Source organism: Oceanisphaera profunda (genome assembly GCF_002157895.1).
Taxonomy (GTDB): domain Bacteria; phylum Pseudomonadota; class Gammaproteobacteria; order Enterobacterales; family Aeromonadaceae; genus Oceanimonas; species Oceanimonas profunda.
On the sequence record NZ_CP021377.1, the window covers coordinates 2937044 to 2952113 of the forward strand.

A 15070-nucleotide genomic window follows, 5' to 3' on the forward strand; every position below is an offset into this window, starting at 1 on the left:
AATGAACAATGACACTCAACAGGCCGAGCAAAAAGGAATTATTATGCGCGCAAAAGAATCAGCATCAGCGGGCGTCACCCACTTAGAGCCGGAGGCTAACGAATTCGTTGTTAGCCATGTAGACCCGTTGGCCAATAACGCCAAAATACCAGATTCGGCTACCGCCGACTCGGCCCCCAATGAGGTAAAACGGATACCGCACACGCCGTTTGGTACCTTCCCTTTGGGTGTGCTTCCTTTTGGCTTTGGGATGACATTTACTCCCTCTCATATTGCAAAGCTGATAGCGGGTGGTGAAGGTGCTGTTGATTCAAAAACTGAACAAGAGGCGAGCATTGCAATGGAAGTAGTAGCAGAAACAGCTTTTGAGAAATCGATAGCGTCAGATCAGGTTCTTGAAGGAGTAGCCGCACCAAGCGTCATTATTCCAGAAGCCAAATCTTTAAAGCATAAGGCTCAAGAAAGCACTGCTCAAGAAACTATGGCTCACGAGCTATCTGCGTCAGTATTAGAGCAACAAAGTAAAGTAGAGCCTCAAGAGGCCGAACCTGCCAAAACCACGCATTCACTGAAGAAAACTAAGGCTGCTAAAAAGGCATCGCTCTCTAAGCCATTAGCGTGCGTGATTAATCATCAATGGCAAAGCATGCATGAACAAGTGGCAGGGCGTAGCCATCGTAATGCACTGCAACCCATGCCATGCCAAGATGTGGCCTTTAGCGCCATACAGCCCCGGCCTATTTTGTTATTAGCTGACGGCGCAGGTAGTGCGGCGGTGTCTGAACAAGGAGCGCAAGCCTTGGTATCGGGTATTTCTCGTTTGCTGAATACGCTTGAACAGCAAGTGGCAAGCTTACTTGATCAACCAACCAGTACTGCAGCAGAGGCCCGCCAGTTTTGTTTGTTGCTGATTAAACACGGTATTGGCTTATTAACAGATAAAGCCAGTGAACAGCGCCGCGCCGTTAAAGACTTTAATGCGACGTTTCTTGTGGCTATTTTAGGCAAAGAAAACTGGCTGTGGTTAAGAGTGGGAGATGGCGGGTTAGTGATGGAAACCATGACCGTCGAGCAGAATGCGGAAGCTACTGCGGGCGCTAAAATGCAGCTTAGCCCTACGCTCACCGTATTAGGTAGCAGCGGCAAAGGGGAATTTGCTAATCAAACCACCTTTGTAAATGCTCACTTGCAGCCAGAGCAGGTGCAAAGCGGTTTTATGCCGATAGCAGGGTTGACCGGTTTGGCACTGATGAGTGATGGTGCCGCAGAGCGACTGGTGGCCTATGACGGCAGTAGAGCGTCATCGCAATTGAGCCAGTGGTTTCACAGCCTGCGCGCCGGCAAACTCAAGCGGCATACTTTAGTGCAGCGCTTAGTGGCTGAAGAGTTTGTCACCGGCATGTCTGGCGACGACTGCAGCCTGGCCTTACTAGCCACCGAGTTTGTTATGGAATAAGGAAGTAGCGATGGCGTTGGATACCGACAATAATCCTAGCCATTTGAAAAATGCACATAAAAAACGCCTGCACTAGCAATAGTGCAGGCGTTTTTATTTCCGCGACTTGTAGCCGCCAATTTATTCGGCGGGTGGCGCGAAGCGACACGCTGTAAACCAAGCTTAAACTCACAGTAGAGAGTTGACCGACCAGTGCACCTCCACGCAAGAGCGTGCTGCACAGTGCTGCCTTTCTATTCAAAATTCAACGCTAATAACCCTTTAAATCAGGGCTGGGTTCAGAGAATGCACCATGCCAAGAAGAACGATAAGCCACAGTCTTAATCCCTTTTAAGTCAGGGCGGCGTTCAGAGTAAGTATTATCAGTACGATGAAGCTGAAGACACGTCTTAATCCCTTTTAAATCAGGGCTGGGTTCAGAGTGAAAAATGCAGATCCTTTAGGTGCTTCACTTTCTGTCTTAATCCCTTTTAAATCAGGGCTGGGTTCAGAGGCCATCATCTCCGCACAAGAAGTTCTAGGGGTAGAGTCTTAATCCCTTTTAAATCAGGGCTGGGTTCAGAGAGTAACGCACTGTTAATTGGACCAACTGGTAGTGTCTTAATCCCTTTTAAATCAGGGCTGGGTTCAGAGAGCTGTAGTTGCAGTTGTTGGCTTGTCTCTTTTTGTCTTAATCCCTTTTAAATCAGGGCTGGGTTCAGAGATGAAAGTAATAGAAGTGCCGATTATCGAAATGAGTCTTAATCCCTTTTAAATCAGGGCTGGGTTCAGAGGGTAGAGCGTTTTAACCGCTTTACAATCAAACACTTACAGAGGCCTTTATTGACGATTGTTAAATCTAAAAATCGCTGTTCGATTGAGTCCTCTTTTTACTGCTGAATTGCTCAATAAATAACCTAACTGTTTGAAAGTAAGCAAAGCACTGTGCTTGGCCTTACTTGCCAACAAATATTAACTAACCAAACCAGTCTTTTAAAGAACAAAACCGCCTGCATTATCTGCTGTTGGGCGCGGTAAGTAAAGGGTGCGGGCGTAGATCTGTTAGTGAGTCACAAGCTTGCATGGCTAATAAGAAAAGTGTGACTGAGTAAGCTTCTCCTATCAACCGACCCCCTTGGCCTGACTGGAGTAAACATGCGAAATCCCATTCCTCATTCTTCTATTACTGCTTGTAACGATATCGACATGATGCAGTCATTTGTTGCTCAAGTATGGGATTTGCTGGTTGCCAGTTATGCTCAAGTGAGTGGCGGCTTAAATTTTTCTTCTAAAGAAGATTTGATGGCGAGTAGCGCCAGCTGGAAGTTGGTGTTGCACCACAGTAGGAAAGTGTTGGCAGTAACGGTTTATAAAGCTAAAAAAGGCTTAAAATTAGTGGCCATGGCCACAAACCAGCTTTTTAAAGACTTGGCCCGTAATGCCTTGCGCCTGATTATTAGTGCGGATTTGGCCAGCTGCTGGATGGAGTTGTCGGAGCAAGCCGAGCGATTTGTGCTTAAGTACTGTAATGGTCACCGCTACATTATTCATGGCAGCTTAGTGGCGCGCCTACTCGATAAGCCCATTAGCATGACCGATGGCGATGGCTTTCATTATAGCCGCGCCATAAATGCCCAACACAAGACTAAAATTGCCTTGGGCACGCCACGATATTGGTAAGTAAAACGAGCCAATATTTATTGTGGAAAAATGATCTCTATCCGGTCAGCATCCAGTGGTAGGCCTTGTTTTTTGGTGTTTTCTTCATTGCCTTTTGCGTTAAGCGAGCCATTAGGCATAATTTCTTTGAGGATATGTTCGCCAAATTCTAGACTCATGCGATTTTTCAGCGCATTTCTTCTGGTATCCATGTATTTAGAGGTCATGCCATTATTTTTTAATAGCGCTTCTAAAAACTGATATTTTTTTCCTACGACTTCTTCTAGGTTTAGCTGTTTGTTAAAATATTCATCAATACGATCTTTAGGTTGTTCTTGCTTTAGTTTTTCATCTTTTTCATCACTTGCTATTAAGCTAAGGACCTGATCTCGCAAGTTGATGAAATTCTGGTTGTTTATAGCGTGAGGATTGTTTTTTGGTAATTGTTTATCAATTAATAAGTAGCTATTTATAAATGAAATGGCTGCTTCATGAGTATGAAGTTCATACTCTTTTCTTGGTGCATCTTCGTTGGGCTTAATAAAGTAATCATTGTTTTTGATTTCTCCTAAGTTTTTGTTTTTCTTGGCGAGGGCCATCATCAATAAATACGCAAGGCTAAGTGTATCTTTACTAAAATCGACAGTCTGATCTAACAAGCTTACGGTGCGTTCAGGGATGTTAATGATGATGACATAATCATCAGCCTGACGATACTTTTGTACATCAGCTACCAGCCGGCCAAAGTCTACGCTATTTGCTTCAAGGTATTTACCCGGTACCAGGTCGCGCAGTGCCAAGAAGGGAATGTTAGCCAGCTCTACATTAGCAAGCTTGGCATCTATGTCTCTTGGTGCCTCGCCTTTTTTCACAAAAGCAGGAATAAGACAAGTTTCAGGCGTGGGATAAAAGAACTGACGGTTACCTTCGTATTCTGCATCCACCAAAATATGCGACAGCGTATCTTGGGGCGGCCAAATAACGATAACGCAAAGCCGGTGTAATAACCTTGGGTTTTACGGCCGCCAGCAATAGAAACATGCAAGGCGCAATTATCGTTAGAGGTATATTGACGAATAATATTAGCAATAAAATCTGCCGCGTCGGCATTGTCTTTGCTATTACGAATGTCGTCCAAAGGTTCATTGTTGGAAGTCACAATGGTTTGATAGTCAATGGCGGTCGGTAAGTCGGTTAAATGATAGTCCTGGGCTAATTTGGTGTAGTAACCGTTGGCTCCGTCTAGTCCTTTTTTAGCTTCTATGATGCCGGTAGTGGTAGACACGACCACTATTTTGCTCGGCATAAACATAGGTAGCTGTTGCCGTTGGCGTTGCACGGTGAGCGCATAAATTACTTCGGTAATAATTTGTGGCGAGGTGCCCACAGAAATAAGTAACACTTTTTCTGGATGTTCTTCAGGTCGCATCAGTATCTAATCCTTATTGTTTCTTTTATGAGTAATAGGGTGTTTCTTACAAGCTTGTAAACGGCATATCCTTTATTTATATCACTATTATGTATGCATCTTAAGTTATTCACTCATTGTCATCCACAGAGGTATCTTTATGACTCATTCACGCAGTTCGAATTCTTCGCAAGATCACCAAGAGCACTACAGCGAAGGTGCGTTTTGGAACAAGGCTAAAAAACTGGGCCGCAAAGTATTAATGCCGGCACTTAAGCTGTATTACGCCGCACAAGATAGCGACACCCCCGCCTGGGCTAAAGCCATTATTTATAGTGCCCTAGGCTATTTAATTTTGCCAGTGGATGCTATTCCCGATGTGCTGCTAGGCGTGGGATACGTAGATGATTTTGGCGTCTTGCTGGGTGCATTAGGGGTAGTTGCTGCTCACATAAAAGATAAGCACGAACAACTTGCCGCTGCCGCCTTAAATCGCTGGCTGGGTAAATAAGCCAAGGCGGCGATACAGCTGCCGCCTTGTTTAACTTTTTCAACTTTTGGCCCAATTTATTCCGAAAAATAAGGAAATATTATGACCACAAGCATCATAAATGCCTCTATAACCACAGCTGCACCGTTAGAGGCTAATACCGAAGCATTTGCCTCCCGTCAGCAGTTAATGGCGTTGTTTGCTGGAGTTGCTGAGCAGTTTGCTCAGGCTAAGTTAACGGTTACCGAGCAAGAGCTGCAGCTTAATGCTGGTTTGCAACAGTTAGACGGGGCGTTGCAACAAGCGATGGCAAGCGGTAAAGCCAATGGTTTAAGCGCCGATCATCCGTTGCAACAGCATTTTAATGGCTTGCTGGCACAGTGCGCCGATACCCAGCAGCAATGGCTAAGCCAAGTGCAGCAGCATGAAAAAGGTACCGAGTTTCGTGAGCAGCTTGGTGATTCTTTGCTGGTGTTTGTGTATGGCAAAGTGAAAGCCGGCAAAAGCTCGCTCAGTAATTACATCGCGGCGGGGGCTTCTCAACCTACGCCTGCACAGATGCAAGCTGCTTATCAACAAGGTCTGCAGTTAGCGCAAGCTGAAGCCAGTGGCATGAATACTGATCAAGGTGATTTTCGCCAAGGCTTTAGTGTGGATCGTCAAGAGTGCACCGATGCCATTCAGTATTTTACCTTGCCTGGTCTGACATGGGTGGACTCACCCGGATTACATTCTAAAAATCCAGCCAATGGTGAGTTATCTCGACAATATGCCCGTAGCGCCGACCTGATTATTTACATGATGAGTGCGGCTAACCCTGGGCGAGGCTCAGACTTGCAAGAAGTTGCAGAGCTTTTACAGCTTAATAAACCGTTATTAGTACTGATCACCGGCTGCGATGAAATTGAGCTTGATGAAGACGAGCAGGGCCAGCTGAGCAAGCGACAAGTCATGTACAGCCAAGAGAAGCGCGATCAACAGGTGGCGTTTGTGCAGCAACAGTTAGCAGAGGTTTGTGCTCATAACCCAGCACACCGTGAATTGTTGCGCTCGGCGGTGTTGCCGGTATCGGTACATATGGCTGAACGTGCACAGACCCATGCTGAGTTTGCCGACTCAGGCATGCAGCAGTTACTTAGCCAATTGCAGCAGATTGCCGCCGGAGAAAGCGTGCAATTAAAGCAACAAACGCCGCGCAATAATTTAACGGCGTTTTGCCAACGACTTACGCTGTCGGTCGCGCAATTAGACCAGCAAGTTGGCGCGCTGAATCAGGCTTGTGCCTCGTTTAAGCAACAGGTGCAACAGCAAGAGCCGGTGCTGGTAAGCCAATTACAATATCACTTGCACCATTGTTTGCAGCAGCAAATGCGCAACTATAGCGGTAATAACCAAGCGCTAAGCCAAGCCATGAATAAAGCGCTGCAACAGCATTTAGGCTCCTTGATTGACCAAGCGCTGACGAAGCAATTAGGAGATTTAAGCACGGCTGTGGATCAAGCCTTGCGTTTTAACCCCGATGTGACTTTACCGGGCTTTAGCGCACGTTTTGAAAAGTGCAGCATTCCTGTGACCCATCACGGGCGTAAAACGCTGAGTCGATTAGCCGGCGGGCTAGGTGGAGCCTTGCTTGGCTTCTTCGTGGGTGGGCCAGCTGGTGCGCTAGTAGGCGGCTCGGCGGGCTTAGCAGCCGGAGATAGCTTATCGGGTAGCGCACAAAGCACGCGAGAAGTATCGATTCCTGATGGTGATAATCGCGACGAAATTATGGCAGCAGCCCAGCAGTTATTTGATGAGCAAGCCCGCCGAGCCGTGGCGCTGTGTTATGGCCAGCCATTGCTGAGTGCCTTGGCGACCTTGCAACATAGTGCTCAGCACAGTAAACAAGCTTTGGCGGAATTTCAGCGTTGCTTGGCGCAGCTTTAGCTGCCCGTTCGCGAAAGGTCACTTGGCATACAAGCTTGTTTGCCACACCGTAAAAAATACAGTTGATAACATCTCTTTACTCACTCACTTAGGCAACCAAGAGGTAAGCATGAACATATCTAAACAGCACGCCATGCTGCATCAGCTAGTACCCGACACCGCCCCTTTGCTTGAACAGCTGTTAGATCTTGAACAGCAACCAAATCATGAAGTAGTGGTTGCCGCCTGTGGTTTATATAACGCAGGGAAAAGTACCCTGTTGAACGCCTTGGGTGGTTTTGTTGAGCAAGAGCACTTTAAAACCGCCGCAGCGCGAGAAACACGCCAATTACAAACGGCCAGCATGCAGGGCTTAACCTTGTTAGATACCCCTGGTTTAGATGCAGACTGTGATGACGATAACACCGCATTTAAAGGCGTGTTACAGGCAGATTTATTGCTGATGGTACATAACCCGCGAAATGGTGAGCTTGATCAGCAAGAGCTGGAGTATTTAGCCAATATTCAGGCTCAGTCTGAGCAGCCTTTGCACCAACGCTTAATGCTTGTTTTAAGTTATGGCGGAGAGTTATCCGCAGCTGAAGAGACTCGTTTGCTGGCGACCATTCATCAGCAGTTTATTGAGCTGTGTGGCGATAAACCCGTGACCAAAGTGGTGTCTGCCACTACTTATTTAGACGGGGTTCGCCGTAACAAACCGGCGCTCATCGCGCACAGTGGTGTGGTGGAATTACAGCAACATCTTGCAGAGCAACATGCAGACTTACAAAGCCAGCGGGTGATTATTCGCCAGCAAAAACAGCAGCGGTTACGCCAGCTGCTGCAAGTAGAAATAGACCATGCTCTACAACAAAAACACCAGCTACTAAAGCAAGCGCGTCAGCAGTTGGCTAGCGTATTAACGCAGCAAGAGCAAAGTGCTAGCGCGCTACGGCGCATGTTACGAGAGCGTTTAACGGCGTAACCATAATGGCTGTCGTGTACTAAATGTTATTTTCTCATCCTTGCTGAAATAGAGGTGCCTATGAGCCAGAACCCCGTTTTACAGTTGTTTAACCAAGCAGCGCCATTGTTGCAGCGCTATTTGTCGCCAGATGACGTGCAGCAAGCGGCACAAAATTTGACGGCGAAAGCCCAGCAAAGTAGCCCAGTTATTATGCTGTATGGCCTATTTAATGCGGGTAAAAGCACTTTAATTAACGCCTTAATTGGTGACGAAGTGGCGCCAGAGGGCAGCGTGCCCACCACGGCTCAAGTGCAAGCTTACTACTGGCGCGGCTATCAAATACTAGACAGCCCAGGCATGGATGCCAACCAAGCGCACAGCGCCACCACTCAAGCCCAATTATTGCAAAGCGACGTGGTCATCATGGTATTAAACAGCCGCGGAGCCACAGAAGAGCAAGCCAGTTACCAAGGGATATTGCAGTTGTTAGCGCAGGGCCGCCAAGTGTTGGTGGTGATTAACAATACCGACGATGTTGATGTGGCCAGTGGTGAAGTAGCCAGCATTACTGATGCGGTAAGGGCGCAGTTGGTGCAACAAGCTGTGCACTATCCAGCAAATGTGCAAGTGCACTTATACGCGCTGCCATTGTTGTGGCTTAACGCTCGGGCGGGACTTAACGGCAAACTACAACACAAGCAGGCGTTGTTAGATTACAGCGGTTTACCGGTGTTTGAGCGCACCTTACAACAGGCTATTGAGCGCACCGCCAAAGCTGATTTACTGCGCGTACAAGCCTGCCAGTTGCAGCCGTTATTTAGCCAAGCCTTGCAGGGTATTAATGAACAAACACAGCCCAGTAAAGCGGCCTGTGTGGCAGAGCAGTCATTGGTTTTACAGCAGCAACAGCAGTTAATTCAGGGGCAGCTGTTTGGTGTGATCCAGCAACAAAGCCGCCATTTAAAACCAGGGCTTAAAGCCGCATTGCAACAGCCCGACACCGCAGAGCATTATTTAGTAACGCTCAGTGCAGAGCTTGGGCAAGCATTACAACGCGCCTTTGAGCAACAGCTTGCTCCTTTAGCGGCCCAGTGGGAGCAAGCAGAAATGCAGTTACAGGCAAACAATGCCTTGGCGTCTGTGATGCCTGAGTGTGACTGGCCTAGAGATGCGGATAATCTCTTTGCTGAGCAAGGGCAACTATCTAAGCCCCAAGTGGCTGAGTTGGTTAATAGTTTGAGTCGTCAGCAAATTGAACAAGCATTGGCGGTGGCGCAAAAAGTGTTACCCAACTTATTTGGCAAAATGGCTAAAAATGGCGCGGGGCCCTTGGCGGATAAACTAGTGATAATGAAAGCCAGCCCTTGGTTACTTGTTATTCAAGAAATGCTCGGAGGCGTGTGGCGTTATTACCGTAGCCAACAGCAGCAAGATGAACAAGTGGCACAGAGCACGCGTTATCAACAGCAGCTTAATGACGTGGTAGAGCAGTTTGCTGCGCAATATAGCGAGCAAGCAGAGCGCGCAGTTAATGAGTGTTTAACGCCAATTTTTGCTAATGCCCAGCAATGGCTAACACAACAAAGTAATCAGCAAGATACGCAGTTGATTGATGACCAACAACAGCTCGCAAACTACCAGCATCAGTTAGCACAGCTGGCGGCATAACCACACTTTTTTACAGTACATACAGCACTGCACATCACAACATAACCTGGGAGGTTATTATGGTATTACCTGTTATTGGTTGGGGTATTATTGTGCTAGGTACAGCTGCGGTCGCAGCTTGGAAAGCCAACAGCTCAAGCTCTGATTCCGACTCTGACTCGACCTATGACGATCAAGCGGAGCGTCGTGCAAGGCAAGCGGCCACTGAGCGTCAACAAGCGGATGAGCGCCAACGTAAACAGCTCGCCGAGCAGCAGTTGTTTAAAGACAGCAGTACTCAGGTGAAGCAAATACTAACCAGCTTAGGCCTTGAGCACAGCCAGATCCTCAGTAATTCAGCCCTTAGCCACATGGCGCGCAGTAACGGCTCAATTAATAGCTTGCTGCAAAAACTGGCGAATGCGGCAGAGCTAGCGCCGCAGTCGCTGAGTAACCTGAGCAATATTTTGCAGCAGGTGCCGGCCACCCCAAGCCATAATCTGCAACGTCAGTTGCAGGACATAGCGCAATTAGAGCAAGAAATGGCTCAATTGCAGCAATTTTCCAAACTCGGCTAAGTAATGTTGCGGAACTAACGTGGATTTTGCTCGGCTTGCTCTTAAAGATTCAAGACTCCTTAGCCACTGTCTTAGCGCTTGGTTTTGAACTTGTAGGTGCAAATTTATTCAGCACGGTTTGGCTTTAGGTTTTAATCTAAAACTATCCAGCTACGCTGTCCTGCCGAATAAATTGGCAGCTACAGAAAACAGAGAGTTTTTTGGCTTTGGATCTAAACCATCCAGCTACGCTGGCCGCCGAAATTATCTATAGAACAAAAATAGCGATGACAAGGTAAGGTCATACATATCAAGGTCTTTACAATTGACGCGCTGGAACTAGTCCTTATCCGCACGCTCCATGCATTTCGTAGCAAATAATCATGGCAAAATAGGGCTAAGAGTTAGATTTTTATCACGTCAACAGCAATATCTACAACAGTTATGATGGGCTGCTTAAGACGGCTGGCAATAATAATGAGCGCATCTGCGCTCGTTATTATTTACGCGGCTATTAACCGCGCTGTTCAGCACAGAGCTAAACCGATAGGGAGTTAAGGCGTAGTTAGTGGCTCAGTATTAGGCGTTAGTGTTATGGTCGCTAGCAGTCGATAAAATAATGTATAAAAATAACGCTTTGGAGCCATGAATGCTGATCCTGCCGAATACGCCTAATGTTTTACCTGCTGAATTAATCGCCGTTCAATCACATTCTTTATCTGCTATTCACTCTGCTAGTTGGAAGGAAGTTAACAATCACTGTGCAGCGCTTCTACAGCAAAGCTCATATACCGTCATTGTCGGTGCATCGCAAACTCCAGCCGTATATTGGCTAGCCGCTCTACAAAGCTGGCCTAAGGCCAATGTTTGGTATTGGGATGGTGTAGAGCATCAAGGGCAGTGGCAACAGCTGAGCGCCCAAACGGTATACGCTGCGGCCTCTGGTCAATTAACAACAGCGCAAGAACAAAGCCCGAAAACTCAATCTCAACCTGCGTCTAACTCTCAACAGAGTGGCGACAGCGATCATGTTTTATTGGGTAAAGGCTTTAGGTTTGCGGCATGGGGCTTAAGCGATAAAAATAATCTGCAGCGTTTAAAAGATGTGGAATATCAGGTTAGTTTACAGAATAACCCTGAGTTAAGTCGTAAATTGGTAAAAGCAGTCGCAAAAGGTAAACACGCCTTTGAGCTATGGCAGCAATGCGAGCAGCAATTAAAAGAGCAGGGCGACAGCGTAAGTTTTGCGGCTTGGTATCAAGCCCTTTATCAGCAGCAAAATAATGACATTCAACGCCACCTTCGTATTCAATTAGAAAAAACGCGCAATTTTAGAGCTAAAAAACAAGCTACGCAGAGCACTCGCGTGCAATATCACAGTAACGTGCGTGGGCCTGACTTAGAGCCCCATCATCCGAACAGCATGGCCCACTTAGCACATCAACCGTGTTGGGAAGTCTTAATTGATGAAACCGGTTGTGAATTTGGCGAAGCCATCAGCGAACTTGCCGCTTCCGATCAAAAAGTAGGCCGTATGGTGGCGCTTGCGGTGCCGGGCAAGCAGTCGATATTACCCCCCATTGCGTTGGGTTATCACGCCACCGAAGTGGGGCATGAAAGTAACGATGCCGTGGTGCAAAGTTTGCTGGATGCCAAGGTGGGTATTTTGGGTTTTAGTGTAAAAGACCAAAACTTACCGCAAGCTTACTCGTGGTTTAGTGCCGTGCACACCTTGTGCCGTTGGGTGCTGCGCAGCTTGCCGATAATGGCAGGGCAAACAGTAACCGTCGATTTTTTAATTGAAGAGCGCGGCAATAGCCAACAAGACTTAACGGCAGTCAGTGAGCTGTTATCCGCCGAGCTTGCGGAGTTGGATGCCCAGCGCTTTGCAAAACTCACTGTCAACATGCGCTTTATTAAGAAAAGTGAACACCCTTACAATGGCTATGTAGATGTAGTGGCACACACCTGGGGCAGCCCTGCCGCCGCCAGTAAAGACCGACTTAAAAAATCGGCTTGGTTGGGCCATTGCTTACTGCGCCCAGACGATGAAACCTTAAGTCGTTTACTGTTGGCACTCGAGGGCATAGCGCTTAATCGCCATGATTGGTTAGCGTTAATGAGCCACACCAATCAGCTACCCGAACACAGTTTGGCCGGCAATATGTTGCATAAACTGGGCGCGCAAATTCAGCAAACGCCAGCGCTTTGGCACAGTTATGTGAGCGAAGTCAGCCAGCAGCTAGATAATAAAGGCTATCAATTATCGCAATTGGTACCGGCACTAAGCTGGCTGCAGCGCTATCAGCCGAGCAATGAAACGCTGCCCCCCATTTTAGAATTACAGTGGTTGTCCGGTAAGTTGGCTATTAGTAACCATCAAGGCCAATTAGACATGGCCACCGTAGAACGCTGCTTTACCTTGTGCTCTGCGTTAAAACAAGAAGACGCCCGCCGCGTGAGTGAGGTGTTGTTGCGCTTATCGGTAAGTGCCACCAACAGTTTTCAGTTTGCGTTGGCGGAACAAGTACTTAACTTCTTATCTGATATTCCTCAGCTGGCGATGGGCGTGCGCAACTATGGCAAGCTGCTTTCTAGCCGTGGCCAAGTGGCAGCTTTTCAAGGCGAGGTTACTCAAGCGCAAGTGTGTTTTGATGAGGCACTTGCCTGTTTTTCCCAGCTGTCTGATCCCCAGCAAGCGCGCCAAGAACAACAACAAACTCAAATTTATAAACTGTTTGCTCAATTAGATGACCGCCAACTCACAGACGATCAGCTTACTGATGTGCTCACTAAAATTTGCCAGCAGAGATTAGATAAAGACGTGGCGGCCAGCTTGCGCAGCCTTGCCCATAGTTCACAAGAAGACGAACAACGCTGGTTACATCATGTGTTGCTACGCGCCATGTGCGTGCGCCCAGCCTTGGCCAGTAAATGGTTGGCCGACTACGCCGCACAAGCACACCAGTGGCAATCTGGACAGTATCACCCTTGGCCATTAATTAACTTTTATCGAGCTTGGTTACTGCTGCAATTAGATCAAATTGCGCAAGCTGAGCTTTATTGGCAACAAGCCATAGACGGCTGTCAACAGGGCGGCACTACGTTGCAGTGGATGGGGCACGTATTAGCCACAGTGGCGCAAAGTTTGGGCAGCAAAGTGGCATGTTTATCGAGCGAGAATGTGACTGAATTACAACACAAAGCTCCTGAACTGCCGGTCGGCGAGCTTGCACAGTTTGTAACGCTTAGCTCCTGCAGCCATCAAGACCGCATGCATTGCTTAGCGCGCTGCTTGCCCTTTAACTTTCACTAAGGCGAAATGATGTCTCTTATTCCCATGACCTATGTGTGTGTGGTGTCTGAGCATAATCTGCCTAATCTAGAGGCCATATTATGCTACCGACCACAAACGGTGATTCTAATTGCCACGGCTAACTTTACTCAAGCCGCCAAGCGACTAAAGGATCAGCTGTTAGCGACACCGGAATTTGCTCGGACTGCGGTGTTGCTGGCAGATACGGAGCATTTGGCGGGCAACACTTTGGCTAATAGTCAGCATTGGGTACAACATGCGTTAGTGCCTTTATTGCAGCGTCATGCCACGCCTCATTTTTTAAATCTAACTGGTGGCACCAAACCATTGGCGGTTGCACTCTTGTATGGGCACGCTTGGCAAGAGTGCCATTACAAAGCACTGGGTATTCAGGACATTGAGCGCTTTGTTATTACCGAGCGTGGGCCGCAGGTGCTCACCACTGCGAGCCCGCTGATGCCTACGGTCAGCATTGAACAGGCCATTGGCTTATATTGCGAAGCACTCAATAACACCTCAAGTGCGCCTAGTGCCTTAGAGCAACAATTAGCCCAGCAACTGTGGCAAGGGCTAGTTAGCCAAGACGTAGGATTAGGCTCGTTGTTTGAGGTACTCAACCGAATTTGGTCTCTTGAACGGGAGGAGCCAAAATGGCAAAAAAAGGTGATAACACTGCCATGGTCATCGTTTACCCATACTGCACATGTCACGCCTTGGCTTACAGCATTGCAACAACTGGGGGATCAGCACTTTTCATTTTCTGATCTCAGCGTTACTTTGCCAGGTAATGCAAGGGCCAATAGTAGGCAGCAGAAACAAGCCGCTCAGCTAAAAAGTTGGATCGCCGGTGGCTGGTTAGAAGACGTAGTCTATAGCTGGCTGAGTGAACACATTCCTGCCTCACAACTGAGCATTAATCTGCAAACCCAAACCAGTGATGATCGTCATTCCCAGCGCGAAGCAGATATCTTGCTTTTGCATAAGGGCATTACTTGGGTGATGGAAATTAAAGCAGACTTACCGCCTAATCAAACGCTGCCCGATTTAGAAAATCAGCTGAGCAGCAGCGCCAAACGGTATGGAAACACCAATAAAATATTATTTATTGGCCCAGAATTAAAAAATAAATTAGTAGGGAAAAATAACTTCGATAGCTTTAAAGGCCGTTGCAAAGGTAACCACGTCACCTTGTGTTATGACAAAGCCAGCCTATATAAAGCGCTAGGCGTGTAAGAAAAATAGGCTGCTGGCCTAGCGCACAAGCTTGTACTCACAGTATTTAAGAGCTTGGTGGTTTATTCTGCTTTCCGTAATTGATAGCAGCTAACGGGCAGCGGATTTTTTTCTTGTGAGGTTATTATGATTACCTATTTTATTACCCGTCATCCTGGTGCCTTGCAGTGGGCTAAACAAAAAAAGCTGCATTACGACGTGCATGTTGAGCATTTATTGTCGTTATCACTGCTTAACAAAGGTGATACCGTAGTTGGCACGCTGCCCATTAACTTGGTTTATCAAATCAACCAAAAAGGGGTGATTTACGTGCATTTATCTTTAGAAATACCGCCTGCGCTGCGTGGAGTAGAGCTAACGGCGGAGCAACTAGATAACTGTAAAGCCACCTTAGAAAGATATGAAGTAATAAAAAAATAATATTCACAAAGCGTGCCTGTCGAACAAGGTCAT

General features: G+C 47.3%; 10 protein-coding genes and 1 pseudogene. 10 read left to right on the forward strand and 1 reads right to left on the reverse strand.

The window, feature by feature from the left end:
* Position 1: 1 nt before the first annotated feature.
* Both CBP31_RS13020 and CBP31_RS13025 read left to right on the forward strand, forming a co-directional pair.
* On the forward strand, positions 2-1456 hold the full coding sequence (locus CBP31_RS13020) for a protein phosphatase 2C domain-containing protein (RefSeq protein ID WP_087037975.1): 1455 nt from the start codon (positions 2-4) through the stop codon (positions 1454-1456).
* A gap of 1134 nt (positions 1457-2590) precedes the next feature.
* Positions 2591-3115, forward strand: coding sequence for a hypothetical protein (locus CBP31_RS13025; RefSeq protein ID WP_087037978.1), 525 nt, complete (start codon positions 2591-2593; stop codon positions 3113-3115).
* A gap of 17 nt (positions 3116-3132) precedes the next feature.
* On the opposite strand, the pseudogene csm6 reads toward CBP31_RS13025, so the two are convergent.
* Positions 3133-4523: pseudogene (gene csm6 / locus CBP31_RS13030) on the reverse strand (CRISPR-associated ring nuclease Csm6).
* Positions 4524-4662: 139 nt separating this feature from the next.
* Here csm6 and CBP31_RS13040 point away from each other — a divergent pair.
* The 8 genes from CBP31_RS13040 to csx16 all read left to right on the forward strand — a co-directional run bounded on the left by CBP31_RS13040 (position 4663) and on the right by csx16 (position 15037).
* Positions 4663-5013: a YkvA family protein gene (locus CBP31_RS13040; RefSeq protein WP_087037983.1), complete on the forward strand. Its 351-nt coding sequence runs from the start codon at positions 4663-4665 to the stop codon at positions 5011-5013.
* Between the two features lie 81 nt (positions 5014-5094).
* The gene (locus CBP31_RS13045; RefSeq protein WP_087037985.1) at positions 5095-6918 is read left to right on the forward strand and encodes a dynamin family protein; all 1824 of its coding nucleotides are present in this window, start codon (positions 5095-5097) and stop codon (positions 6916-6918) included.
* Positions 6919-7027: 109 nt separating this feature from the next.
* Positions 7028-7882, forward strand: a complete 855-nt coding sequence (locus CBP31_RS13050) for a GTPase (RefSeq protein WP_087037987.1) — start codon at positions 7028-7030, stop codon at positions 7880-7882.
* A 60-nt stretch (positions 7883-7942) separates the two neighbouring features.
* The gene (locus tag CBP31_RS13055) at positions 7943-9532 is read left to right on the forward strand and encodes a dynamin family protein (RefSeq protein ID WP_087037989.1); all 1590 of its coding nucleotides are present in this window, start codon (positions 7943-7945) and stop codon (positions 9530-9532) included.
* 59 nt (positions 9533-9591) lie between these two features.
* Positions 9592-10089, forward strand: a complete 498-nt coding sequence (locus CBP31_RS13060) for a hypothetical protein (protein ID WP_087037991.1) — start codon at positions 9592-9594, stop codon at positions 10087-10089.
* Between the two features lie 628 nt (positions 10090-10717).
* Complete coding sequence (locus tag CBP31_RS13065) at positions 10718-13384, forward strand: hypothetical protein (protein ID WP_087037993.1); 2667 nt, start codon at positions 10718-10720, stop codon at positions 13382-13384.
* A gap of 6 nt (positions 13385-13390) precedes the next feature.
* On the forward strand, positions 13391-14617 hold the full coding sequence (locus CBP31_RS13070; protein ID WP_151898811.1) for a PDDEXK family nuclease: 1227 nt from the start codon (positions 13391-13393) through the stop codon (positions 14615-14617).
* Between the two features lie 126 nt (positions 14618-14743).
* Positions 14744-15037, forward strand: coding sequence for a CRISPR-associated protein Csx16 (gene csx16, locus CBP31_RS13075; protein ID WP_087037997.1), 294 nt, complete (start codon positions 14744-14746; stop codon positions 15035-15037).
* The last annotated feature ends 33 nt before the right edge of the window (positions 15038-15070 follow it).

Coding starts and splice junctions, on each gene's coding strand:
- CBP31_RS13020 (WP_087037975.1), top strand. CDS start 2: ATGAACAATGACACTCAACAGGCCGAGCAAAAAGGAATTATTATGCGC.
- CBP31_RS13025 (WP_087037978.1), top strand. CDS start 2,591: ATGCGAAATCCCATTCCTCATTCTTCTATTACTGCTTGTAACGATATC.
- CBP31_RS13040 (WP_087037983.1), top strand. CDS start 4,663: ATGACTCATTCACGCAGTTCGAATTCTTCGCAAGATCACCAAGAGCAC.
- CBP31_RS13045 (WP_087037985.1), top strand. CDS start 5,095: ATGACCACAAGCATCATAAATGCCTCTATAACCACAGCTGCACCGTTA.
- CBP31_RS13050 (WP_087037987.1), top strand. CDS start 7,028: ATGAACATATCTAAACAGCACGCCATGCTGCATCAGCTAGTACCCGAC.
- CBP31_RS13055 (WP_087037989.1), top strand. CDS start 7,943: ATGAGCCAGAACCCCGTTTTACAGTTGTTTAACCAAGCAGCGCCATTG.
- CBP31_RS13060 (WP_087037991.1), top strand. CDS start 9,592: ATGGTATTACCTGTTATTGGTTGGGGTATTATTGTGCTAGGTACAGCT.
- CBP31_RS13065 (WP_087037993.1), top strand. CDS start 10,718: ATGCTGATCCTGCCGAATACGCCTAATGTTTTACCTGCTGAATTAATC.
- CBP31_RS13070 (WP_151898811.1), top strand. CDS start 13,391: ATGATGTCTCTTATTCCCATGACCTATGTGTGTGTGGTGTCTGAGCAT.
- csx16 (WP_087037997.1), top strand. CDS start 14,744: ATGATTACCTATTTTATTACCCGTCATCCTGGTGCCTTGCAGTGGGCT.